This is a genomic window from Brachyspira suanatina (assembly GCF_001049755.1).
In the GTDB taxonomy this organism is placed as follows: domain Bacteria; phylum Spirochaetota; class Brachyspiria; order Brachyspirales; family Brachyspiraceae; genus Brachyspira; species Brachyspira suanatina.
Genome location: NZ_CVLB01000001.1, coordinates 415365 through 438235 on the forward strand (window position 1 = coordinate 415365; position 22871 = coordinate 438235).

The 22871-nt window shown below is 25.8% G+C and carries 26 protein-coding genes; 15 read left to right on the plus strand and 11 right to left on the minus strand.

What is annotated here, in order from left to right; all coding sequences use genetic code 11:
* Positions 1-106 precede the first annotated feature (106 nt).
* Entirely contained in the window at positions 107-1846 is a 1740-nt protein-coding gene (locus BRSU_RS01920; protein ID WP_048593530.1) for an RNB domain-containing ribonuclease, read from the plus strand.
* Positions 1847-1897: 51 nt separating this feature from the next.
* On the opposite strand, the gene BRSU_RS01925 is transcribed toward BRSU_RS01920, so the two are convergent.
* From BRSU_RS01925 to BRSU_RS01935, 3 genes are all read right to left on the minus strand, one after another.
* Positions 1898-2509, minus strand: coding sequence for a DUF2726 domain-containing protein (locus BRSU_RS01925; RefSeq protein WP_048593532.1), 612 nt, complete (start codon positions 2507-2509; stop codon positions 1898-1900).
* A gap of 10 nt (positions 2510-2519) precedes the next feature.
* Complete coding sequence (locus tag BRSU_RS01930; RefSeq protein WP_083997852.1) at positions 2520-3146, minus strand: DUF2726 domain-containing protein; 627 nt, start codon at positions 3144-3146, stop codon at positions 2520-2522.
* An 82-nt stretch (positions 3147-3228) separates the two neighbouring features.
* Positions 3229-3918 (minus strand): pseudouridine synthase, encoded by a 690-nt coding sequence (locus tag BRSU_RS01935; RefSeq protein ID WP_048593533.1) that lies wholly within the window; start codon positions 3916-3918, stop codon positions 3229-3231.
* Positions 3919-4242: 324 nt separating this feature from the next.
* On the opposite strand from BRSU_RS01935, the gene BRSU_RS01940 reads away from it, so the two are divergent.
* The 7 genes from BRSU_RS01940 to BRSU_RS01965 all read left to right on the plus strand — a co-directional run bounded on the left by BRSU_RS01940 (position 4243) and on the right by BRSU_RS01965 (position 8376).
* Entirely contained in the window at positions 4243-4965 is a 723-nt protein-coding gene (locus tag BRSU_RS01940) for a flagellar filament outer layer protein FlaA (protein WP_083997853.1), read from the plus strand.
* A gap of 25 nt (positions 4966-4990) precedes the next feature.
* A complete protein-coding gene (locus BRSU_RS01945; RefSeq protein ID WP_048595117.1) occupies positions 4991-5695 on the plus strand; it encodes a flagellar filament outer layer protein FlaA in 705 nt (234 codons plus the stop codon).
* 145 nt (positions 5696-5840) lie between these two features.
* Positions 5841-5987, plus strand: coding sequence for a hypothetical protein (locus BRSU_RS14565; RefSeq protein ID WP_167336121.1), 147 nt, complete (start codon positions 5841-5843; stop codon positions 5985-5987).
* 17 nt (positions 5988-6004) lie between these two features.
* Complete coding sequence (locus BRSU_RS01950) at positions 6005-6529, plus strand: hypothetical protein (protein ID WP_048593536.1); 525 nt, start codon at positions 6005-6007, stop codon at positions 6527-6529.
* 12 nt (positions 6530-6541) lie between these two features.
* A complete protein-coding gene (mazG, locus tag BRSU_RS01955; protein ID WP_048593538.1) occupies positions 6542-7336 on the plus strand; it encodes a nucleoside triphosphate pyrophosphohydrolase in 795 nt (264 codons plus the stop codon).
* The gene (locus tag BRSU_RS01960; protein ID WP_048593540.1) at positions 7333-7806 is read left to right on the plus strand and encodes a glutathione peroxidase; all 474 of its coding nucleotides are present in this window, start codon (positions 7333-7335) and stop codon (positions 7804-7806) included. Before mazG ends, BRSU_RS01960 begins: the two co-directional genes overlap by 4 nt.
* A gap of 141 nt (positions 7807-7947) precedes the next feature.
* Positions 7948-8376 carry an ankyrin repeat domain-containing protein gene (locus BRSU_RS01965; RefSeq protein WP_048593541.1) on the plus strand — a complete coding sequence of 143 codons (429 nt, stop codon included), beginning with the start codon at positions 7948-7950 and terminating at the stop codon, positions 8374-8376.
* Positions 8377-8664: 288 nt separating this feature from the next.
* On the opposite strand, the gene BRSU_RS01970 is transcribed toward BRSU_RS01965, so the two are convergent.
* The 8 genes from BRSU_RS01970 to BRSU_RS14735 form a co-directional block, all read right to left on the minus strand.
* The gene (locus BRSU_RS01970) at positions 8665-10317 is read right to left on the minus strand and encodes an amino acid ABC transporter ATP-binding/permease protein (protein WP_048593543.1); all 1653 of its coding nucleotides are present in this window, start codon (positions 10315-10317) and stop codon (positions 8665-8667) included.
* A gap of 47 nt (positions 10318-10364) precedes the next feature.
* A complete protein-coding gene (locus BRSU_RS01975; protein WP_048593544.1) occupies positions 10365-12113 on the minus strand; it encodes an ABC transporter ATP-binding protein/permease in 1749 nt (582 codons plus the stop codon).
* A gap of 30 nt (positions 12114-12143) precedes the next feature.
* Entirely contained in the window at positions 12144-12701 is a 558-nt protein-coding gene (locus tag BRSU_RS01980; RefSeq protein ID WP_048593546.1) for a TetR/AcrR family transcriptional regulator, read from the minus strand.
* Positions 12702-12722: 21 nt separating this feature from the next.
* Positions 12723-13328, minus strand: coding sequence for a hypothetical protein (locus tag BRSU_RS01985; RefSeq protein ID WP_048593548.1), 606 nt, complete (start codon positions 13326-13328; stop codon positions 12723-12725).
* Positions 13329-13344: 16 nt separating this feature from the next.
* A complete protein-coding gene (locus BRSU_RS01990; protein ID WP_048593549.1) occupies positions 13345-13752 on the minus strand; it encodes a YbaN family protein in 408 nt (135 codons plus the stop codon).
* A 136-nt stretch (positions 13753-13888) separates the two neighbouring features.
* Positions 13889-14563 carry a hypothetical protein gene (locus BRSU_RS01995; protein ID WP_048593551.1) on the minus strand — a complete coding sequence of 225 codons (675 nt, stop codon included), beginning with the start codon at positions 14561-14563 and terminating at the stop codon, positions 13889-13891.
* 342 nt (positions 14564-14905) lie between these two features.
* Positions 14906-15559, minus strand: a complete 654-nt coding sequence (locus tag BRSU_RS02000) for a Glu/Leu/Phe/Val dehydrogenase family protein (RefSeq protein WP_245158027.1) — start codon at positions 15557-15559, stop codon at positions 14906-14908.
* Positions 15560-15615: 56 nt separating this feature from the next.
* Complete coding sequence (locus BRSU_RS14735) at positions 15616-15753, minus strand: Glu/Leu/Phe/Val dehydrogenase dimerization domain-containing protein (RefSeq protein ID WP_245158028.1); 138 nt, start codon at positions 15751-15753, stop codon at positions 15616-15618.
* 119 nt (positions 15754-15872) lie between these two features.
* Here BRSU_RS14735 and BRSU_RS02005 point away from each other — a divergent pair, with 119 nt between their 5' ends.
* From BRSU_RS02005 to BRSU_RS02035, 7 genes are all read left to right on the plus strand, one after another.
* Positions 15873-16874 carry a SagB/ThcOx family dehydrogenase gene (locus tag BRSU_RS02005; protein WP_048593553.1) on the plus strand — a complete coding sequence of 334 codons (1002 nt, stop codon included), beginning with the start codon at positions 15873-15875 and terminating at the stop codon, positions 16872-16874.
* Between the two features lie 25 nt (positions 16875-16899).
* Positions 16900-17994 carry a streptolysin associated protein SagC gene (locus tag BRSU_RS02010; RefSeq protein ID WP_048593554.1) on the plus strand — a complete coding sequence of 365 codons (1095 nt, stop codon included), beginning with the start codon at positions 16900-16902 and terminating at the stop codon, positions 17992-17994.
* 3 nt (positions 17995-17997) lie between these two features.
* Entirely contained in the window at positions 17998-19344 is a 1347-nt protein-coding gene (locus BRSU_RS02015) for a YcaO-like family protein (RefSeq protein ID WP_048593555.1), read from the plus strand.
* On the plus strand, positions 19319-19981 hold the full coding sequence (locus BRSU_RS02020) for a CPBP family intramembrane glutamic endopeptidase (RefSeq protein ID WP_048593556.1): 663 nt from the start codon (positions 19319-19321) through the stop codon (positions 19979-19981). Before BRSU_RS02015 ends, BRSU_RS02020 begins: the two co-directional genes overlap by 26 nt.
* Before the next feature lie 791 nt (positions 19982-20772).
* Entirely contained in the window at positions 20773-20898 is a 126-nt protein-coding gene (locus BRSU_RS14990; RefSeq protein ID WP_280642034.1) for a streptolysin S family TOMM toxin, read from the plus strand.
* Positions 20899-20981: 83 nt separating this feature from the next.
* On the plus strand, positions 20982-21674 hold the full coding sequence (locus BRSU_RS02030; RefSeq protein WP_012671842.1) for an ABC transporter ATP-binding protein: 693 nt from the start codon (positions 20982-20984) through the stop codon (positions 21672-21674).
* A 282-nt stretch (positions 21675-21956) separates the two neighbouring features.
* Positions 21957-22673 (plus strand): ABC transporter permease, encoded by a 717-nt coding sequence (locus BRSU_RS02035; RefSeq protein WP_012671843.1) that lies wholly within the window; start codon positions 21957-21959, stop codon positions 22671-22673.
* Positions 22674-22871 lie beyond the last annotated feature (198 nt).

Consider the following 22871-nt stretch of genomic DNA (forward strand, 5'->3'; position numbering starts at 1 on the left):
AAATTACCATATAAAGTAATTAAAAGATTTATATTTTTAAGCATTAATTTGAAATAAGTATAAAAAAAGTATATTATTATTTATAAATTTAATTAAAGGTGTGTTAATGAAAACTCCAGAAGAATTAATAAAAAAATTAATGAAAAATCAAATGGATTATAATATATTTATAAAATTTAATTCAAAAACAGCTTTAGAAAAAACATCTCTCACTAATTTGATAAGAAAAGCTATAAGCAGCGGATATATAGAAAAAACAGCAGGTAATTTACTTCGTGTAACAAAAGAGGGAAGACAATATATTAATAAATTAGAAGGTAAAGAGGAAGCTCCTAAAACTGTAAAATCTGTAAGGGTGAATGTTGATCCTAAAGATGCTAAATCAGATTCTAAGATCATAGCTAAATCTTATAATATAAAATTGGATTTCAGCGAAGAGCTTTTAAAATTGGCTGAAGAAATTAATAATAAAGCTGATTTCACAAATATAGAAGATGACAGAGTTGATTTAAGAAATTTAAAAACAATAACTATAGACAGTGAAAGTTCAAAAGATTTGGACGATGCTTTCAGTATAGAAAAAACTGATAATTATAAAGTGTATGTTCATATTTCTGATGTAAGCCATTTTATAGAGCTTGATTCTCCATTAGATTTAGAGGCTAGGGCAAGAGGAAATTCTACTTATTTGATTGATACAGTTTATAATATGTTTCCTGAAGTTTTGTCTAATAATATAATTTCTTTAAATGAGAATGAAGATAGATTTTCTATTACTTTTATTTTTGATATAAATAATGAAGGTGAAATATTATCTTCATCTGTTTGTAAAAGCGTTATAAGATCAGACAGAAAATTATCTTATGATTATGCTGAGAAGCTTATAAAAAAAGAAGAAAGTGATGAGGATTGGATTTTAGAGCTTATTGATAATGGTTTAAATATAAAAAATATTTTGTATAAAAAAAGAAAAGAGGGCAGGGGAGTAGAGTTTGAAAATCAGGATATAAAAATAGTTCTCAATGATGAAGGTATGCCTATAGAGTTTTATGCAGAAGAGAAAAAAGAATCTATGGCTATAATAGAAGAATTAATGCTTCTTGCTAATAGTCAAATAGCTGAGAAGTTATCTAATTATGACGGCGTTATATTCCGCTATCATGGACTTCCTGATGAATACAGATTCAATAATTTTAAAATACTTGCCCATACTAAAGGTTATAATTTAAAAGAAAATCCTGATAAAACTTATGATATAAAAGGATTCATTGATAATGTTAAAGGAAAACCTGAAGAAAATTTGCTTATACCTGTACTTCTTCGTTCTATGACTCCTTCATCTTACAGTATAGTTAATAAGAGCCATTTTGGTTTGGGACTTGATTATTATACTTATTTCACTTCGCCTATAAGAAGATATGCAGATTTACTCATTCATAGAATAGTTAAAGATACTATTTTATCTAATAAAGATGTGATAAATGAAAAGTTAAAAAATATATGTAAGGATTCTATTGAAAGTTTATCTCTGCTTGATAAAACTTCAAAGAAGGCTGAAAAATATCTCATTCAAATAAAAGCAGCAAGATATATGAAAGACAGACTCGGTGATGAGTATTATGGAGCGGTTAGTTCTATCACTCCAAAGGGAATATATGTTGAAATAGAAGGTTTGGAAATAGAAGGCTTTATTGAGGCTACTTATGTTGGTTCTAATTATAGATTTTATCAGGATATGCAAAGCGTATATGTTGATAAAGTAAAGGCTTATGAGTTAGGTGATAGAGTAAAAGTTTTGGTTGCCAGCTCTAATGTGGAAAATGGAAAAATATTTTTCTCTTTATAATAAATAGTATAGACATTAATAAAATGATAACTAATTTTTATTTATATAGAGTTAGTTATCATTTTTTATTGAGTTCATTATATCAGATAAGCAGCTTTCTAATTTTTTATCATCTATAAATTTTGAATCTATTTTTATATCATTCTCTTTTATAATGAAATACTGCATTCCAGCCTTATTAATTAACAGCTCTTTTATCATATCATTGTTTTTTATTCTTTCTTTCATATCTTCAGTATTACCGAAATGTCCCGCTCCGTCATATTCTATTACGGCAATAGGCTCATTTATTTTATTTCCTTTTTTGTATGTTATTAAAAAATCGCAGTAAAAATCTCTGAAGCTTTTCCATACATAAGTATCTTCTTCAGCATCTAAAAATGCTTTGAATGATACCTGCTTATAAATATTATAATCTTTAAATATGTTAAGCATAGAATAAAAAATCTTTGTTTCTTCTATGTTCATGATTTTTTTTATTGATATATTGCCTGTTTCCATGTTTGATAATCTTTGTTCTGTTATATCCTGTATTCTTTCTGCTTCTGTTTTTTTATGTCTTTTATAATATTTATTTCTTCTATAGTACCCTTGTTTATAATTGGATTTAGATAATAAAAATAATATTGAAAATAATATAAGTACTAATACAATAATAGCCATATACTTTCCTTTAATTTTGTTTTATTTGATTAGATAAAATGTTATTAATATCATTAAGAAATGAGTTTAATTTCTCTTCATCTATTAATCCGGATTTCATTTTTATTTCATAGTCTTTTATTATAAAATATTTAAGTCCTATTTTATTAAAAAGTTTTTCTCTTACATAATCATTATTTTCTACTTTCTTTTTTTGATTTTCAGTATCTCCGAAATGTCCTCCTCCATGATATTCTATAACAGCAACAGGTTCATTTATTTTACTTCCTCTCTTGTATGTTACTAAAAAATCACAGTAAAAATCTCTGAAAGTTTTCCAAGTTTCAGTATCTTCTTCGCCTTTTAAAAATGCTCTGAATGATACTTGAGGATTGATATTGTAATTATTAAGTATTTTCACCATAGAATAAAAGATTTTATTTTCTTCTATATTCATAATTTTTTTTGTTTTTATATTTCCGCTTTCTATGTATTTTAATCTTTGATCTGTTATTTTATTGAATATGTATTTATCATTACTATTTACTTGATTATTATCATCTTTTTTGTAATTTGTATCTTTTTGTTTTTTAGACAAGAATATCAAAAATAAAATGATAATTGATAAAATAGAAACTGCCATTGCTATTTCAATCATATAAAACTCCTATATATTAATTATATGCATATATTAGAGTTATTCAATGATATATAGTTGTTATAATTTGACTAAAATATAATTATAGTTCATTTTTTAGAATTGAATCTATTTCTTCTTTGGTGAGATTTGTAAAAGAGCCTTCTTTAAGATCGCCCAATAAAATACCGGATATTCTAAGCCTTTTAAGTATTATAACTTCAAAACCTATTGTCTGACACATTCTTCTTATCTGTCTATTTTTGCCTTCTGTTAGTATTATATGAAAAGAATTTTTATTAACTCTTTTTACTTTAGCAGGCTTAAGTTTTTGTCCGTCTAATGAAATACCATATTCTAATTTTTTTAAAGCTCCGTCAGGCACGCTGTCATTTACTTTTACATAGTACTCTTTTTCGCAGTTTGTATTTTCGCCTATTATCTGTTTAGCAAATACTCCGTCATTAGTAAGAAGTATAAGTCCGCTGCTGTCTTTATCCAATCTTCCCACAGGATATATATTATCAAAATCATTTTTTATGAGATTGTATATAGGTTTTCCTTCGTTTTTATTTGATGATACAACATAACCTCTAGGCTTATTTAATTTTATATATATTTTATCTTCTTTATATTGTTCTATACTGCACTCTACTTTATCGTTTTCATCAACTTGAGTAGCCGGATTAGTATTCACTATTCCATTAACTTTAACTTTTCCGTTTTGAATAAGTCTGTCAGCTTCTCTTCTGCTAGCCAAATTTAAAGATGCTATATATTTATTTAATCTCATTTATCCGTCTTTTTCTAATAAATTTTGCTTACATATTAACATAATATAATTTTTAATCAAATTTTAATAATATTGACTAAAATTATATAGTTATGATATCGATATAATATATTAGAATTTTATATTTTATAGTTGACAATTTTTGTTGATTATAATATAATTGTGCTAAGTTATTGGATATAATTGCTTAGCTATAAATATTAAGGAGAGTGCGCTATGAAATTCTATAGAAGTACGAGAGATTTTTCTCGCTACCTCATAATCATTTGTCTATTCATAAGCATATGTTCATTTGCTGTTTATGGACAAACTTCTAGTGTTTACATGGAAACTAGATTGCTTTACAACTTTGAAACATTAGACGAATGGCAACCAATATCAAATGCTAGCCGTTTTATGTTTAGAGGTGATAGAACAAATGAAAATGGTGTTGTAATGAAATATCCTAACATGAGATTGTTCGCTACAAAACCATATGGTATGGGTAACCAAAGTTATAATTCAACTAATTCATTATCAGTAAGTGTTTCTTTTTTCAGAAAATCTTATAACTTCTTTGACTTAGTTCCAACAGTACAAAAAATCATACCAGGTAAAGCTCAAACTTTCGACGTTTGGGTATGGGGTGGTAATTATGACTATACTATGGAAATGATATTTGAAGATTATCGTGGTTATACTTATACATTACCTTTGGGATCTATAAGATATATAGGTTGGAGAAATATGAGTACAGCAGTACCATCTTTCATTCCTCAAGAAGAGCCTTATGTTCCTAGAGCTAAAGGTTTAAGATTTATGAATTTCCGTTTCTGGTCATCACCAGAGGAAAGAGCTGATAACTTTGTAGTTTTATTGGATTACTTCCAAACAGTAACAGATACATTCAGAGAAGCTTATGACGGTTCTGATATTGAAACTACATTAGGTCAGGAAGTTGGTGGAAGATCTTCTGAACAATATACAGAAGGCGGAGCTAAAGTAGTAGGTGAAGACGGCGGTAATGCTGGAACTACTACAGAACAGCCACAAGAAGCGCAACAATAATGTATAAGTAAGGAGAAGAATGAATATGAAAAGATTAAGTATCTTGATAACAATGTTAATTCTAACTGTTGCATTCTTGTTGTTTGCCCAAGATGCGGCTCAAACAGGTGAGCAAACTACTCAAAATCAGGGTGAAAATGGTAATAACTTTGTAACTGAGGCTATCACTAATTACTTAATAGATGATTTTGAATTTGCTAATACTTGGCAAGCTTCTATGCCTAGAGATTATGGTGTAGTTAGTATTATTCGTCGTGAAGGCGGTCCAGCTGATGTTGTAGCTGAAGGTGCTGAAAATAATAAATATATTTTAGGTGCTAAAGTAGAGTACTTCAGAACAGGTTATCCTTGGTTCTCTGTTACTCCTCCTAGACCTGTTAAAATACCTGGTTATACTAAAGAACTTAGTGTTTGGGTAGCAGGACGTAACCATAATAACAAAATGAGTTTCTACATTTACGATGTAAATGGTAAACCTCAATCTGTTGGTAATGAAGCTCTTAACTTTATGGGTTGGAAAAACATTACTGTACAAGTTCCTGCTAATGTAAGACAAGAAGAATTCAGAGGTCAAGTTGAACAAGGTATTAGCTTTATGGGTATACATGTTAAAGTTGATCCTAAAGATTCTTATGGTAAATACTATATCTATTTCGACCAATTAATGGCTAAAACAGATATGTACTTAGAAACTTATAGAGAAGAAGATGACCCATTAGATACTTGGTAATAATAACCAGTTGAAATGAATATTAAAGGTGAAGTATTATTAATTAGTACTTCACCTTTTTTATTATTTAAATTTTATAAATAACTTGAAATTAATATAAATTTATATTAAACTAATAAAATATTTTATTTAAAAGAGAGTTTTTATGTCTAATATAAATTTACTGCTTCTTATTGGATTTATATTACTGGCTGTATATTCTATAACAACTAGAATTGTAAATAGTAGAGCAAATAAAGATAAAAAAGAAAATGATAATAATTATGAAGAAGATAATGATTCAAAAGAATAAAATATAAAAGGTATAAAATGAGTGAATTACTTATATATTTAATAATAGCCGTTATATGGGGTATAGTAAGTTTGATTCAAAAAGCAACAAAGGGAAATAAACAAAACAAAAAACCAAAACAAAAAACTTATACTCAAAATAATAAAAAAGTTAATAATAAAAGATTTAATAATAATAAAAATGAAGAACAAATATTTAAAGAATTACAAAGAAATATTAAAAATTTAAAGAACTATAATGAAGAAGTTCTCAGAGAAAATACAAAAAGAGAAGAAGTGTATACTAGTAGTTATGAAACTTCAAATAATGACAGAGAAATATTAGAACTGCAGGAAAAATATAATTCTAAATTGGCTCAAATTAATACCATAAAAGAAGAAACGGTCAGCAGTAATTTTAATAATATCATAACATCAGAAAATAAAAGACAAGTTAATCATATGTTATCTTCATTGGATATAAAGAATGCTATAATATATAATGCTATACTTGAACCTAGAAGAATTAATTATATGAGAGTAAAAAAATCAAAACTTAGTTAAAGAGTCATAATAATGAAATCATTTGAAGAACTTATATCTATAATACAAACTTTAAGGGGTGAAAATGGATGTGCTTGGGATAAAGTGCAGACTTTTGATAGTTTAATACCTTGTTTTTTAGAAGAGTCTTATGAACTTGTAGAAGCTATCAATAATAAAGATTATGAGAATATTAAAGAAGAGCTTGGAGATGTGCTTTTACATGTTGTATTTTTTTCAGATCTTGCAAAAGATGAAAATAAATTTAATATAGATGATGTTTGTAAAAATATTAATGAAAAACTTATAAGAAGGCATCCTCATGTATTTGCTGATAGTGATGTAAAAGATGTGCAAGGTATACTTAAGCAATGGGATAAAATAAAAAAAGAAGAGAAAGGTATTGATGGCTCAGATGAATTTAAAAGTGTGCTTGATGGAATACCTAAATCACTTCCTATTATGGAAAAATCCTACAAATTAATGAAAAAAGCAGCTAGTGTCGGATTTGAATATGAGCATATTGATGATTCTTTATCTAAAGTAGAAGAAGAACTTTTGGAAGTAAAAGAGGCATATAAAGAGCAAGATAAGGAACATTTGGAAGAAGAAATAGGTGATTTGATTATGACTGTTCTTGATTTTGCTCGTATGAATAAGATTAATCCTGTAAACTCTCTTATTAAAGTTAATGAAAAATTTAGAAAAAGATTTAATTATGTTGAAAAAACTGCTTATGAAATGAATAAGAAATTAGAAGATATGTCTTTAGATGAAATGGATCAACTCTGGAATGAATATAAGAAAAAAGAAAGAGAAAATAAATGAGCATATATGATTTTAATGTTAAAGATATTAATGGTAATGATGTATCTTTGGCAAAATATAAAAATAAAGTTATTTTGATAGTTAATACAGCTACTAGATGCGGTTTCACCAATCAATACAAAGATTTAGAAAATATATATGAAAATTATAATAACAGAGGTTTTGAAATATTAGATTTTCCTTGTAATCAATTTTTGAATCAGGCTCCTGAATCGGATGAAAAAATAGATAATTTCTGTAAACTTAAATATAATACTACTTTTGATAGATTTAAAAAAATAGATGTTAAAGGAAATAATATAGAGCCTTTATATTCATATCTTATTAATAATAGCAATTATTTATTTAATAAAGATATAAAATGGAATTTCACAAAATTCTTAATAGATAGAAATGGTAATATAGTAAAAAGATTTTTTAGTTTTTCATCTGGCAGTACTATAAGTAAATATATAGATAAAATTATATAATATTTTGTTATTGCAGTATACTAAATCCCATTTTTATAAAGTTATTTTATCAATTTTTTGCATATATATTACGGTCTATTTATTGCAAAATTTCAAGTTTATATTATAATGTTGGCATATTAAATTTAGGGGTTTTAGTTAATGCCTATTAATGCTAATTTGTATAAAAGATCCAAATTATATGATTTGCTTAGTAAGATCATTAAAAAGAAAGATGATGAAAATTTTGACCTAGAGGATCACATAAATAAATTATTGGAGCTTATATCAAAAAGTACAGAAGAAGAAGTAAATTATGCAGATAATAAAATAAGCTGTCTTCATCTTGCTGTACAGATAGATAATCCTGATGTAGTATCGGCTTTAATAGAAAAAGGTGCTAATGTTAATGCCATTAATGAAAGGGGAGTTAGCCCATTGCATACTGCTATCATCAAAAATCAGCCTGAAGAAGTCATAAAAGTATTATTGGATAATGGAGCAGATTATAATATAGAAGAAGCAAATTTTTCAGCTCTTGCTTTGGCAGAGATAATGAATGTTCCATATTTGCATTTATTTAAAAAGTAAATTTATTCATATTTATTTTTAGGTATATATTATATTAATTTAAATATAGTTATAAATCATTTTAGTTTATGATTAAATATATTTTATATTTTTTATAGTTATTTCTAGCTATATTTATTAAATTATAAGCATTTTAATTAATATGCAAATTTCTATGGTTATATTTTTGATTTTTTATAATAGAATATATCTATATTATAAAGATTGAAATATTTTATGATTTAAGTATATAATGCAAATCTATTAAATATATATTTGCATTATATACTTAATTTTATTTGATTCTTTTTAACTTACTCTGTCAGTTTTCATCTTATAAACTTTATCTGCTATATTGAGAGTAGAAAGTCTATGAGAAACTAAAACAACTGTTCTGTTTGCACTGTTATCCTTTATTGACTTCAATATAACCGCCTCATTCAAGCTATCAAGATTACTTGTAGGCTCATCAAGAAGTATGAAAGGAGCTTTATGTAAGAAACTTCTTGCTATTCCTATTCTTTGTTTTTCTCCACCTGATAAAGTATCACCAAGTTCTCCTACATTTGTATCATAACCATTAGGCAGACTAATAATAAAATCATGCAATGAAGCTTTTTTGCATGCTTCTACAACTTCTTCATGTGTAGCATTTTTATCAGCTATTTTTATATTGTTTTCTATAGTATCTTTGAATATAGAAGTTTCCTGAGTTACATAGCTTTCCATATCTCTTAATGTATCTGTATTAATATCTTTTATATCAGTATTTGATATTTTAATATTTCCTTTTTTAATATCCCAGAAACGCATGAAAAGTTTAAGAAGTGTTGATTTTCCGCTTCCGCTTTTTCCGCTGATACCTATTATTTTGTTAGGCTCTATCTCTAAATTATAATCATTTAATATATTCTCGCCCTCATAATCGAAATATACATCTTCGCATTCAACACCATTGAAAGAAATATCTTTTTTACCTTCATAAACTTCTTCTACTATAGGTTTTTCAGCAAGTAAATTGAGTACTCTCTCTCCGCTAGCTAATGTCATAAATAAATTGTTTGACAAATTGCTCAATGCTATAACAGGGCCGAAAGAGCTTGCCATTGCTATAGTAGGTATTATAATCGCAGCAAAATTTGATTCTTTTGATATCATTATACTTACAATAAGAACAGCTAATGTAAATAATGATACAGCAGAAGTTGTAAGACCAGATATTATACCTTCATATTTTTTTAATTTTTTATTTAAATCCATCAAATCATCAGTCTTGCTTTCTATATTTTTTGTTCTTTTCTCGCCATATCCGAATTGAAGTATTTCTTTTATTCCCCATAAACTGTCAAGAAAATAACTGTTTAATTTTCCAAAATTATTTCTATAAGCCATTCCGTCATTTTTTCCAAATTTAGATGAAAAATAAGGAATAATAAAACCTATAGTAAAATATCCCAAAAATGCAATAGCACCCAGTATGATATTAAAACTTCCTATGAATATTGTCATTATAAGAGAAGTTAATATTCCTATAGCTATAGGTGAAATAGTATGGGCATAAAATACTTCTAATAATTCTATATCGCTTGTAATAAGTGCTATTAAGTTTCCTTTATCTCTTCCTTCAAGTTTAGCAGGAGATAATTTTCTTAAAGCTTTGAAAACTTTATCTCTTATTAAAGCAAGTAATTTAAATGCTATATAATGATTGCTTAACTGTTCAATATAGTGAAGTATGCCTCTTAAAGCTGCAAGCACTAAAACAGTTATAAATATAGTTTTTATTGTAAATAGAGAATCCAAACCTAAATATGTTAATATGGCATATCCTCCAAATATAGTTATAGATATAGCACATAAAAAACCTAACACTCCTGTAGTTATAGCTAATATCATAACATGCATAAGCGGAGCAATTAATCCAATTAGTTCCGCCATAATTCTTATACCGCTTCTACGCATTATAAACTCCTATTAAATTTATTTTTTATAATTATTAATGATGAAAATTAAATGGCTATGCTTAAACTTTCGCCTTTAGTTATGCTTTCTAAATTGCTTTGTTCATTGTAAATTTTAGCATACTCTCCATTTAGGTTCATCAATTTATTATGAGTTCCTTCTTCCATTATTATTCCGTCTTTTAAGAAATATATATGATCTGAAGGTATACAGTTGTAAAGTCTATGGGATATTAATATAACAGTTTTTTCTTTGGCAATATCTCTTATAATCTGCATAATGCTTTCTTCACTTTCAACATCAACATTAGAAGTAGCTTCATCAAATATATATATGTCAGCATTAAAAAGTATTGCTCTAGCCAAAGCCAATCTCTGTCTTTGTCCTCCAGATAAATTAGCAGCTTTCTCCATTATTATAGTATTAAGTCCATTTTCAGTTTGAAGAAAATCATAAAGCTCAACTTTCTTTAATGCTTCATTCATTTGCTTTTCTGTTATAGTGTTTCCTGCCATTTTTAAATTATCATATACAGTTCCTTCAAATAAATAACTGTTATGATCAACAACAACTATTTTTTTGTATAAATCATCTTTATTTATTGTATCAAGTTCTATATCTCCAATTTTTATTGAACCTTTATAATTTTCATTTTTCAAAGATATGAGTCCTGCTATAGTGCTTTTTCCTGAACCTGAAACGCCTACTATAGAAACGAATGATTTTTCTTTTATAGTCATATTAATATTTTTTAATATAGTTTTATCTTTATTGTATGCAAAACTTACATCTTTAAAAGTAATCTCTTCATTTTCTTTATTTATATTATTTACTCTTTTATCATCTTCTTCCATATCAAGTATTTCAAACATCTTATCGCTTGCTGATATTCCGTTCATAGCTATATGGAAGAAAGAGCCTAAAAGTCTTAAAGGTATAAAGAATTCAGCAGAAAGCATTATTATAGTGAATGTGCCTGCTAAATTTATATTTCCTTTCATATATTCAAGTACAGATATTATTACTCCCAAAGCAGCTCCGCCATAAGCTATTATGTCCATTATAGTAGTAGAGTTAAGCTGCATAAAAAGAAGATTCATAGTAGCAATTCTAAACTTTTCAGCCTCTATATTCATTTCTTCATTTTTCTTTTCATCTGCTTTATATATTTTTAAAGTAGTAAGTCCCTGTACATCTTCTAAAAATATTTCACCTAAATCACTATAACTTCCCCAATATTTTTTTAATATTCTCTTAGCAATTTGTACTATAGCAATGATTGATATAGGTATAAGAGGAACACATATCAAAAGTATAACAGCCGACTTAACGCTTATAGTAGAAAGTACGCAAAAAAGCACTATAGGAGCTATCATACTATAGAAAAACTGAGGAAGATAACGTCCGAAATAAGTTTCTAATTGATCAACGCCTTCCATAGATATCTGTACTATTTCACTTGTAGAGAATTTTTCTTTATATCTGCTTCCAAGTGTTAGAAGTTTTGAGTACATTTTTTCTCTTAAAGTTTGTTTTACTCTTCCTGAAGCATGATATGACATGTTAGCCATTAAAATATTGAATCTGAATCTCAATATTACTATAACAAAAATAGCAATAGCAACTTTTAATATATCTTCTTTTAATACATTTCCTTGTGAAGCTTTTTGTATTATATCAGCCATGAAAATTACAGCTGTTATATTTAGAGCCAAATTCACAAGCTGTATTATCACATGCCATGCTATGTATTTTTTAGCATTTCCCATTAATGATATAAGTCTTTTATTAATCATAAACTTTCCTTTATTTTTTATTTTAATATATTAATAAATGGTTCTTTTTATTATTTCTTTTATCATAGAACCATCATAATCTGCATTAATCATAGAACTTATAATAAATGAGAATATAGTATCTATAAATTTATCAGCAGTAAAATTATCATTGAAAGCATCTTCTCTTACTTTTTTATCATTAATAAGAGTTTTATATAATCCCTCTTTAATATGCTTTTTTACCATATTCATCATATTGATACCTTTGCTTTTATTTTTTCCAAACATCATAGTAGAATGCATAGAGAAAAAACTAGGATATTTTTTACTTCCTTTCTCCAAGTTTTTATAAATAGTATCAACAATATCTAAAAAGCTATCAGATTCCAAGCAAACATTTGAAGGGTGAAATATATCCATCCATACACTTCCTATAACTTCTATAGTAAGTTCCTCTTTGGATTTAAAATAATTGTATATAGATCCAACAGCTATATTAGATGCTTCTGCAAGAGAACGCATATTTATTGAGTTAAGCCCTCTTTTTTTTATAAGTTCTCTGCTTACTCTAAGTATTTCTTCTTTTGAAGTTACAATATTGTTCATATACTAATTCCTTAAATTGTACTAGTTAATATAGTATCTAGTTCCTATACTAATTCTTCCAAAACCTGCCGTATTTAATTTTTTCGGGTATCCAAGTTTTGCTCCGTCATATACATCATGAAGACCTCCGCCGAATTCTAACATTATAGCAACATGTCTGCTTACATTAATATTAAATCCGGCACCTCCTCCTACTTCCCAATACATAGGTGTTGAAAATAAAAACTTTCCGCTTGTATCCGGATCGAATGATAAAAATCCGAAACTTACAAAAGTAAAAGCGTATCTTCCTATACTTATTTCTCCTGTGTATTCATCTTTACTTCCAAAAGTAAATTTTTGCATGAATCCTAATTGATACATATCAGGATTTTCATCGTATATTTTTGAACCTACTATTGAAGTATAACTTTTCATCTCAAAATTATTAAATTTAAATAATTTAAATCCAAACTCTATATTAACACTTGTTTTTATAGTATCAGCACTGCTGTAAAGTCCTATAGAAAAAAATCTATTATCAAGTCCTGATACAAATTTATTTTTTTTATCCTCTTCTGTATAAGCAATATCAAATAAACTCAATGAAATAATATTTATAACAATAATATATTTATATATTTTCATAACCGTATCCAAATAATTAATTTTCCTTATCCAATTCGATATTTGTTTCTATGCTGCCGCTGTATTCTTTTGTGGTTTTTATATAGGCAAAGAAATATATATATTTTATTAATAGGACTACAACTAATGCTATTCTAGCATGCAGATGATTTATAAATACTAATGCTATTGATAGCATAATAGTAACTGGTATCAATATAGTTAATTTAGATTTTAAAGTCATAGTTTTTGATTTAACAAAACTTTCTAAATGCTTTTTATAAAGATTAGTTGATATAAACCAATCATGAAATTTTTTAGACCCTTTAGCAAAAAAGAATCCTGATAAGAGCAAAAAAGGTGCTGTTGGGAGTATAGGAACTACCACACCAATAACACCTATGCCCATAAATAAAAAACCTAAAGATATAAATAATATTCTCATAATTTAGCCTTCATATTGAACATTGTTCAGTATTTGAGTAAAATAAATGTTCAATATATCATTGCTTTACGCCTTTATATTGAACATTGTTCATTATAGACTATATTTCAATTTTGTCAATAAAAATAATATATAATTACAAAGTTTTTTTCTTTGTATTGTTTCTATCTAAAGCTTCTTTTAATAATTCTCCGTTAGGATATATTTCTCTACACATATTGATATATTTCTGATAATTTTCTTCATCTTTTGTTTTGAAATAATACTGAGATATCCAAACATAAGATAAATATTTTTGATATTTTTCTTTAGCATTTGCAAGAGCATCATTAAAATATTGAAAAGCTTTTTTATCGCTTCCGCCTGCTATTGCCGGAGCATGCATATATCCTACGCCTGTACCAAGAAGTGCAAAAAAGTTTTTATCATCTGTTTCTAATATTTTTTTGTATATATCTTTGCTTTTTGATCCGAAAGAAATCTTTTCAGAAAGTCCTGAATAATAAACAATATAATTCATAAGTTCAGATACGCTTATCAAATAATCAGCATCATTAGATTTTTCATAATCTTTATTTTGATTTATAGCTTCTTTTAAGTAATTATATTTTTCTTTATCATTAGTCATAGTTTTTGCTTTTATAAGAGAATAAATATTTTTATAAGTTTGTGAATTATTATTTTCTATAGTTTTTATATTATAGTTTGATGAATAATAGTCATTGTAAAAATTATTAATATCCTTTGAATTATAAGAATATAAAAGGCTTGCTAATATAAGCATAATTATCATAGTTTTGATAGTATTCATAGAGGTATCCTTATTTGTTTTTAATTGAATCGTCATTCTAATATCAAAAAAAATAAAAAGCAAGAAAATAATAACTTTATGATAAAAAGTTCATTTTGAATTGTTATATATGCTTTTTATACTATAAGATTTTTTATAATTTTTATTTTTTGATTATATTGATAGGAGAATATAACAATATAAAAAAGTGAGCCGAAAATATAAAATAAATTTATTTATTTTATGCTCATAGTTTTAGGCGAGCATAGCAATAATAAAAAGCTTTTAAATAAGCCTATTATTATTGCTATTTATTTTTTAATTATCTTCTTATATGTCTTGAATGTATTTCGCCTATAGATTCTATTCTTGCATAGCTAATTTATCGGCAGCTTCATTTGTAGAAATATTTTCTCTGTCGGATATTTCAAATATTTCTAATATTCTATTATATATTTTTTCTGTAGCACTTTTAGCAGCTTCATAATTATAGGTAGGATTTTCCATAGCCACATTGATAACGCCTCCTGCATTTGCAACATAATCAGGAGCATAAACAATACCTTTCTCTTTCAATATTCTTCCATGATGAGATTCTTTAAGAACATTATTAGGCGAACCTGCTATAACTTTGCATTTTAATTTTGGTATAGTTTCATCATTTATTATAGCACCTAATCCGCAAGGAGCGAATATATCCACATCTTGTTCATATATAGAATTAACATCAACTTCTTTAGCTTTATAGAGTTCAACAACCTTTTTTACTTTATCATTATCAATATCAGATACGAATAAATGTACATTATCTTTAGCTAAATAATCGCATAATACCAAACCTATATGTCCAAATCCCTGAATTGATATTTTCTTTCCTCCTAAATTATCAGTTCCGAATGCCTTTAATGCACTTGCCTTTATAGCCATATAAACACAATAAGCAGTCATAGGAGAAGGGTATCCGGATTTGCTTCTTAGTCCTGCAACGAAATTAGTTTCTTTAGCAAGATATTCCATTTCTTCAGTACTTGTGTTTACATCTTCAGCAGTGATATATCTTCCATTTAAAGATTCTATAAATCTTCCGTAAGATCTCCAGAAAAGCTCATTTCCTTTAACTTTTTTGGATCGGCCATTATTACAGTTTTTCCGCCTCCTAAATCAAGTCCGGCGCATGCAGATTTTAAAGATATTCCTCTTGCAAGCCTCAAAATATCTTCTATAGTTTCATTTTTATAAAAAATATTAATTTAATAAAAAATATGTTAAATATTTTTACTAATTTAATTGATTTTTGTTATATAAATATAGTTTAATTAGGTTATTTCATATGAAAAAACAAGATGTAAAAAATAATAAAATAAAAGTATCAAAAGAAGAATTAGAAGCAAAAGAAATTCCTTTGCTGTTTAGTGTTGTAAATTTTTCTTCAAATTTACATATTTCTATGTATGTTGATAGTATAGGTATTAAAACATCAGAATCTTCGTATAGGGCTATGATGTATTCTGAAGTAAATAGGAATATTAGTGAAGAGTATCTACTGAATTCTAAAAAATCATCAATAGATTTAACATCATTGCTAAACGTTGGAAATTATTCGTTATTTCCTATAGGGGCTTCTCTTAGTAATAGAAAACTATTAGAAGATGATGTTCATAAAAAAGGAAATGCTATTAAGCTACCAAATTATAAAAATCTTAATGCTCCTATAGGTGCTGTAATAAGATCTAGAAGAAGTAGAAGAGATTTTAAAGGTGAAGCATTAACATTAGTAGATTTGTCTACTTTGTTATATTATGGAGACGGTATCTCTGGAGATTTTAGTTTTAATTTTCCTAAAGAAGATTATGGTACTATAACTTTGGGCGATGAGTATATATCTAAAGTCCGTACAGCTCCTTCAGGCGGAGGTCTTTATCCTATATATCTTTATATTGTGGCATTAAATATAAAAGGTATTGATAAGGGTGTATATAAATATATGCCTTATACTCATTCTCTTGAAAAGATAAAAATATTTAGTGATGAAGATGTAGAAAATTATTGTAAAGATAATGTATTCGGTGGGGGTATAGATTTAAGAAAAACAGCTTTATCTGTTTATTATGTTTATAGTTTGTTTGAGAATACAAGAAAATATGGAGATATGGCATTGTCTTTTGCTTTGATAGAAACAGGTGAAATAGCACAAAATATACAGCTTGCTGCTGCTGCAAGCGGTATTTCAGCATGCGATATTGGTGGATTTAATAAGTCTCTATCTGAACAATTGTTAAATATAGATGGTCAAACTAATCATATTGTTCACTTGACTTTATTGTCAAAATGATATATATTTAATTTAGGTGAATAAAATGGATAATAAAAATATTAAACTTTATGATAATGTAACTATTTTTTTTAATTCTAATGATGAGATTAGATTTAGAAAGGGAATATGGAATTTTGAAGAGGCTACTTTAGGGCTTAATGATTTAAATGATAATATAAAAGAAGCTTTAATATTCTTTGCTAAAGAACTTTTTGATGATAAATTAATTTCTTTTGAAAATATAGTAAAGAAATTTTCTCTTAATGAGAAAGACAGTAATTTTTTGGATGAAATTATATCTTCTCTTATAGGTAATAGATTTTTAGAGTATGATGATAAAAAAAATAATATGCTTAATACGGTTTATGAGTTTATAGGAGAATACTTTTATGATATACCAGATGAAAGTAAAGTACAGAAAAATAAAGTAATGTTTATAACTGATAATGCAAGATTAAAAGAGTATGCTAAATTGACATCAGAAGATTTATATATGAATGTTGCTATGATGGATTCTGATGATATAAAAAATCTTGAAAAAGCAAATCTTACAGATACAAGTGATGCCATTGAAAATATTGAAGCTTATAAAGAATTAATAAAATTATTTGATGGTATATCATGTGTTGTTGTAAGTGTAGAGAAACCTAGATTAAATTTGCTTAGAAATATAAATAGGCTTCTTCTTGATAAATCAATACCAATAGTTATATCGATATTAGATGGACCGTTTTTAAATATTACTACTATAAAAGGTAAAGAGACTGGTTGTTATGAATGCTTTGAAAATAGGGTGGTAGCTAGAAATGAAAGTTTGTCGGTTTATAATAAATTTGTAAAACAAACTATGGATTTTAAATTAAACAGTAAAAAAACTTATATAACACCTATTTTGCAAACATTTACTTCTCTTGCGTTATACGAGGCGTTTTTATTTGCAACTATAGGTAGATGCAAACTTGCAGGACGAGTTATAAATGTTTATATGCCTCTAATAGAAATTCAGATTCAGGATTTACTTAGAGTTCCTTTTTGTCCAGCATGTGGTCATATAAGTAAAGCTAAATATGATGAGATGTATACTTCGTCAAGAAAAATAATAGAAAATCTTTCTAGTAAAGTTATAATAAATGGATGATATATGATTAATTACTATCCAAATCATAAAAATATATTAAACAAATTTAATTCTATTTGTGGACACCAAACAGGAATTATGAATTCTCTTATTATAATGCAATCTAATTCTATTATATCTGAGAATATGAATACATGTACTGCAATGCTTCCTGATTATCATAAAATATTATTAGGAGATAATGTTGAGGTTAATTATCACCTTTCAGGTTATGGTATTTATAGAGATGAGGCTATTATAAGGTTATTAGGTGAAGGTGTAGAGAGATATGCATTATTTACTTCAAATTTGTATTTTGAAGAAAAACTAAAATACGCTTCTTATAATCAGTTAAAAAAAGAATACCCTAATAATGTAATACCATTTGAATACATTAAAATATATAGTGATGATGAATGTCAAAAATTAAATAGTATTGGTATTTTAGAAAATATAACAGAGGATGATATATTATCTTGGATACTTCTTCCTTCTTTATTTGACAAAGAGAAAGAATATTATATGCCAGCACAGAATTTCTTTTTATCTCATCCTATTAGAAGAGATAAGGGGGAAAAAGTATTTATAAGCGGATTTTCAAAAGGAAGTGCAAGTCATAAGAATATACCTCTTGCTTTAAAATCAGCTATAACTGAAATAATAGAATGCGATGCATGTATGATAAAATGGTATACAGAAAGTAATGTTAAAGAAGTTATAATTGATGATGATATTCTTAATAACGCTATAAATAGTATTTTGAAAGATATTGATTATAATGTTAGAGTTTTTGATTATACAGTTGATGAAAAGTTAGGATATGTTTTTACCGTTATGCTTGTTAATAAAAGCGAAGAATCTCCTTACATTGTAGTTGGAGCTTCTTCAGGGCTTAATCCTAGAAAAGTAATATATAGAGCTTTTATGGAGGCTTTAGCTATACTTATCTTAAATATTAATGGTCCTTTATCAATGCCATTAGATTATTTGGAGACTGTGTCTCAAAAAAGCTATATTAACCTTGATAGTAATGTTAATTATTGGGGTGATCTTATAGATAAAGAAAAAAAATTGAAATTTATTGATAGTAAAATTAAAGATAAAATTGAATTAAGTAAATATAAAAACCTAGAAGTAGATACCAACTCAGATTTGGAATATTTAATAAAAGGACTTCATAGTATATCAAAATATGCTGTTTATTTAGATATTACCCCTGTTGAAATATATGATAAGGGTTTACATGTTATTAGGGTGTATGTTCCTGAGCTTATTCAGATGTCTATGCCAGCTTTTCCTTATAATAAGCATCCTAGAATTATTGCAAATGGAGGCGTTTCAAACAATGAATTTCCACACCCTCTACCTTGATAAAATTCTTGTGTTACTTTCTGTTTCTTTTCCAACTTCTTTAACAGGAATATTTATTAAATTACATTTTGATAGAATAAATAGAATTTTTCCAAATACTTTAAGTCATCTAATATTTGTTTTAATAGTATTTTTTACAGGATATGTGGGTTATATAAATTATAATGTTAATGTTTATTTTATTATTTTAGCTTTTATTATGTCTTTTGTATGTATAGGTATAGAAATTTTTGAGGCTATGTTGGTTCATTTTTTTAAATACAAATTTTGGATAAAAAACATAGAAATTCATGAAGTAATTGAAAAAAATAACATACTGTCTGATACGATAATTATATTTCTTGGAGTTTTGTGTGAGGAGATAATTTTTAGGCAGGTATTTTTTAATATTACATATAATTTACTAGGTATTAATATCTATGTTGTAGTTATGCTTTCAGCATTTATATATTCTATTAATCATATATATTTTGGAACTAATGTTGTATTACAAAAATTTATTATAGGAATTATATATTCTTTATTATATGTATATTCATCTTTTTGTATAGTGATACCCGTAATTACTCATTTTGCGCAGAATTTTATTTTATATATATTGTCATTCAAAAGAAATAAAAGAGAGGCATTAAATTGATATTTTTGAATCTTTTACCATATATAGCCATATCTTTTCTATTAGGAATTATAATTAAATTTTTAAAGCACACTAATATAATTAATAATATTTGTTTCAATGTAATGAATTATAGTAAACTTGAATATGACGAAATATATGTTTATGTAAGTACTTATATATATTGGCTGTTCATAATTATTTTTGCTGTTATAATAAGTATTAGGAAAGAACAAAATATTTTATCATATTTAATTATAGATAAAAAATATATAATTTATATTTTTATAAATATTTTTGCTATTATTTCTTCATTTGAATTAATCATTAGTATATTAAGTCTAATTAGTATAGATATAAAAAATAATATATTTAAAAATGTATTATTAATACCTTATATTTCTTCACTTTACTACTTAAAGGGAAATAATAAGTGGACATTAATTATGTTGGAAAGTATAATAAAATCTATATTTTTTAATGGAGTATTATATTTTACTATAAAAAAAGAATTTAATGAGTATAATATTTTTACAATTATATTTATAATATGTTTATTATCTATATTAGAGGAAATTTTGAGATTAAATAGTATAAAACAATTTTTGATATTGACAATAATTTGTTTTTTTATTATATTTATTAATGGTATAATAATTGAATACACTAAAAGCTTGATACCGTCTGTATTGGCAACTACGTTTTTTAGTATTTATTATATTGGGCATATTGATAATATGCTAGCTAGTTATAATAAACTTAGATATTAATTTTTTATAAAGTTAATATAAATTAAATAAAAGGAGTTTCTTATGAAATATTCTTCTAAATTAAGTACAACTTGTTCTTTAAAAAGTCAATCTGTTGTATTGGCTCCAGGCGGTTGCTGCTGTTCTTGTTGTTGTTCTTGCTGTATAAGTGTAACAGTAACTAAATAATTTATTGTTATACCTTAGGTAAGGATAAGTCTGCTATATTATTTTTTAATATAGCAGGCGATTTTAAAATAAAGTTGGATATTATGGAAATTTTAATTAGTGCTAATAACATAAAAAAAAGTTTTAATAAAAGATTAATATTAAAAAATGTTGATTTTAATATTAATAAGGGTGAAGTTGTAGCAATTGTTGGCCCTAATGGATCTGGTAAAACTACTCTTATAAATATACTACTAGGTATATTAAAACCTGATTGCGGAGAAACAAAAATAAACATAGATAATTATAAAAAACATATAGGTATTCAGCTTCAATCTACTCCATTTTTTGAAGGTTATAGTGTAAGAGATAATATATTAATGTTTTCAGCTCTATATGATATGAAAATTAGTGATGAAGAAATAGAAAACATTACAAAAAAATATGGATTAGATCAAAAAACTCTTGCTATAAAACTTTCAGGTGGTGAGCAGAAGAAACTTGCTATAATGATAGCTACTATGCAAAATCCAAGTTTGCTTATATTTGATGAACCTACAGCAAGTTTAGATCCAAGAGAAAGATATAATGTAAAAAATATGATATTGGAACTTGTGAAAGAGGATAAAACTATACTTTTTACTTCTCATGATTTAGAAGAGGTTGAGGATATAGCCAGTAGAATAGTATTTTTATATAAAGGAGAAATATTAGAAAGCGGAACTAAAGATGAACTTTTAAAGAAATATAATTTTGATAGTTTAGAGAAGGTCTATTTACATATTACTAATTCTTAATTTTGAATTATAATAAAATTATTAAATTTCTTAATTTTTATTTCATTATATAATTTTGATTTTTTAATATTATAAATATTAATATATTTATTTAAAATAAGTATGAAATTTAAATTTATAAAATTTCAGTTTTTATTATTACTATAATCTGTGTTTGTTTTATTATAAATAAATTATTAGGTATATAGTCTGTATGTTTAGTATGATAAATCAATATCAATAATAAAGTATGATAATCAAATTAATAATAAGATATATATTTATATAAAAGAGAGAATAATTATGAAAACTATATTTAAACTTACAATGAAAAAAGCTATAAGAGACCCTTTCCTTATATTTTGGTCTATATTCTTTCCTTTAGTTATAGTTATATCAATGGGAATCTTTTTCAAAATGGAAAGTTATACTATTCATATACTTACTGCTATGAGTTGTGTTAGTGTACTTGCTTATTCATTTATGACTACAAGTTTTAATGTTCTTAGTCAGAGAAGAAGAGGGGTTTATAATCTACTTAAAGTAACACCTCTTCCTTTATATAAATATATAATAAGTTTGTCATGTGCTTGGGTGATAATATCTATTATAAGTTGTTTATTTGTATTTTGTGTATGTGCTTTATTTTTTAAATTAGAGTTTTCTTTTGTTTCTATACTTTTGTTTTTGCCTGTAATTATATTTGCATCTTTGCTTTATATATTTATAAGTTTCTTTGTTTCTAGTTTGGTAAAAACTAATGAAGTAGCAAGCATATTGTATAATATTATATTAATGGGATCTATGTTTTTGAGTGATGGATATTATTCTTTATACAATGCTCCAAATATAATAAAATTTTTAAGTAAATTAAATATTTTTCAGCATTTTTTGAATGCTTTTAGAGGTGCTTTTTATTTTGATTTTTATGCATATTTTACAGGAATAGCTGTAATTTTAGTATGCTTAGTAGTTGCTTTGATACTTGCTGTTAATACTTTCAGATATGCTGATAAATAATAATGGACTTGTTTTGAAATTACTTTATAAAATTAATATCTATAATTTTATTTATATAATAATATTTTATATATTGTATAATCAATGATTTTAATCTAGAAATATAGAGTTTTGTGCTAAGTATCAGATAATTGAGCACATAATATGTTTTATCTTAATACTGAAGTATCTACTAGATAAAAGAACTGAGGTTTATGA

Excerpts from the sequence above, each read along its gene's own strand:
- BRSU_RS01935 (WP_048593533.1), bottom strand. The coding sequence starts at position 3,918 with ATGAGATTAAATAAATATATAGCATCTTTAAATTTGGCTAGCAGAAGA.
- BRSU_RS02030 (WP_012671842.1), top strand. The coding sequence starts at position 20,982 with ATGGAAATTTTAATTAGTGCTAATAACATAAAAAAAAGTTTTAATAAA.
- BRSU_RS02010 (WP_048593554.1), top strand. The coding sequence starts at position 16,900 with ATGGATAATAAAAATATTAAACTTTATGATAATGTAACTATTTTTTTT.
- BRSU_RS02035 (WP_012671843.1), top strand. The coding sequence starts at position 21,957 with ATGAAAACTATATTTAAACTTACAATGAAAAAAGCTATAAGAGACCCT.
- BRSU_RS02000 (WP_245158027.1), bottom strand. The coding sequence starts at position 15,559 with ATGGAATATCTTGCTAAAGAAACTAATTTCGTTGCAGGACTAAGAAGC.
- BRSU_RS01980 (WP_048593546.1), bottom strand. The coding sequence starts at position 12,701 with ATGAACAATATTGTAACTTCAAAAGAAGAAATACTTAGAGTAAGCAGA.
- BRSU_RS01950 (WP_048593536.1), top strand. The coding sequence starts at position 6,005 with ATGAGTGAATTACTTATATATTTAATAATAGCCGTTATATGGGGTATA.
- BRSU_RS02005 (WP_048593553.1), top strand. The coding sequence starts at position 15,873 with ATGAAAAAACAAGATGTAAAAAATAATAAAATAAAAGTATCAAAAGAA.
- BRSU_RS01920 (WP_048593530.1), top strand. The coding sequence starts at position 107 with ATGAAAACTCCAGAAGAATTAATAAAAAAATTAATGAAAAATCAAATG.
- BRSU_RS01940 (WP_083997853.1), top strand. The coding sequence starts at position 4,243 with ATGGAAACTAGATTGCTTTACAACTTTGAAACATTAGACGAATGGCAA.
- BRSU_RS14990 (WP_280642034.1), top strand. The coding sequence starts at position 20,773 with ATGAAATATTCTTCTAAATTAAGTACAACTTGTTCTTTAAAAAGTCAA.
- BRSU_RS01925 (WP_048593532.1), bottom strand. The coding sequence starts at position 2,509 with ATGGCTATTATTGTATTAGTACTTATATTATTTTCAATATTATTTTTA.
- BRSU_RS01960 (WP_048593540.1), top strand. The coding sequence starts at position 7,333 with ATGAGCATATATGATTTTAATGTTAAAGATATTAATGGTAATGATGTA.
- BRSU_RS02020 (WP_048593556.1), top strand. The coding sequence starts at position 19,319 with ATGAATTTCCACACCCTCTACCTTGATAAAATTCTTGTGTTACTTTCT.
- BRSU_RS01970 (WP_048593543.1), bottom strand. The coding sequence starts at position 10,317 with ATGCGTAGAAGCGGTATAAGAATTATGGCGGAACTAATTGGATTAATT.
- BRSU_RS01995 (WP_048593551.1), bottom strand. The coding sequence starts at position 14,563 with ATGAATACTATCAAAACTATGATAATTATGCTTATATTAGCAAGCCTT.
- mazG (WP_048593538.1), top strand. The coding sequence starts at position 6,542 with ATGAAATCATTTGAAGAACTTATATCTATAATACAAACTTTAAGGGGT.
- BRSU_RS01945 (WP_048595117.1), top strand. The coding sequence starts at position 4,991 with ATGAAAAGATTAAGTATCTTGATAACAATGTTAATTCTAACTGTTGCA.
- BRSU_RS01930 (WP_083997852.1), bottom strand. The coding sequence starts at position 3,146 with ATGATTGAAATAGCAATGGCAGTTTCTATTTTATCAATTATCATTTTA.
- BRSU_RS02015 (WP_048593555.1), top strand. The coding sequence starts at position 17,998 with ATGATTAATTACTATCCAAATCATAAAAATATATTAAACAAATTTAAT.
- BRSU_RS14565 (WP_167336121.1), top strand. The coding sequence starts at position 5,841 with ATGTCTAATATAAATTTACTGCTTCTTATTGGATTTATATTACTGGCT.
- BRSU_RS01965 (WP_048593541.1), top strand. The coding sequence starts at position 7,948 with ATGCCTATTAATGCTAATTTGTATAAAAGATCCAAATTATATGATTTG.
- BRSU_RS01985 (WP_048593548.1), bottom strand. The coding sequence starts at position 13,328 with ATGAAAATATATAAATATATTATTGTTATAAATATTATTTCATTGAGT.
- BRSU_RS01975 (WP_048593544.1), bottom strand. The coding sequence starts at position 12,113 with ATGATTAATAAAAGACTTATATCATTAATGGGAAATGCTAAAAAATAC.
- BRSU_RS01990 (WP_048593549.1), bottom strand. The coding sequence starts at position 13,752 with ATGAGAATATTATTTATATCTTTAGGTTTTTTATTTATGGGCATAGGT.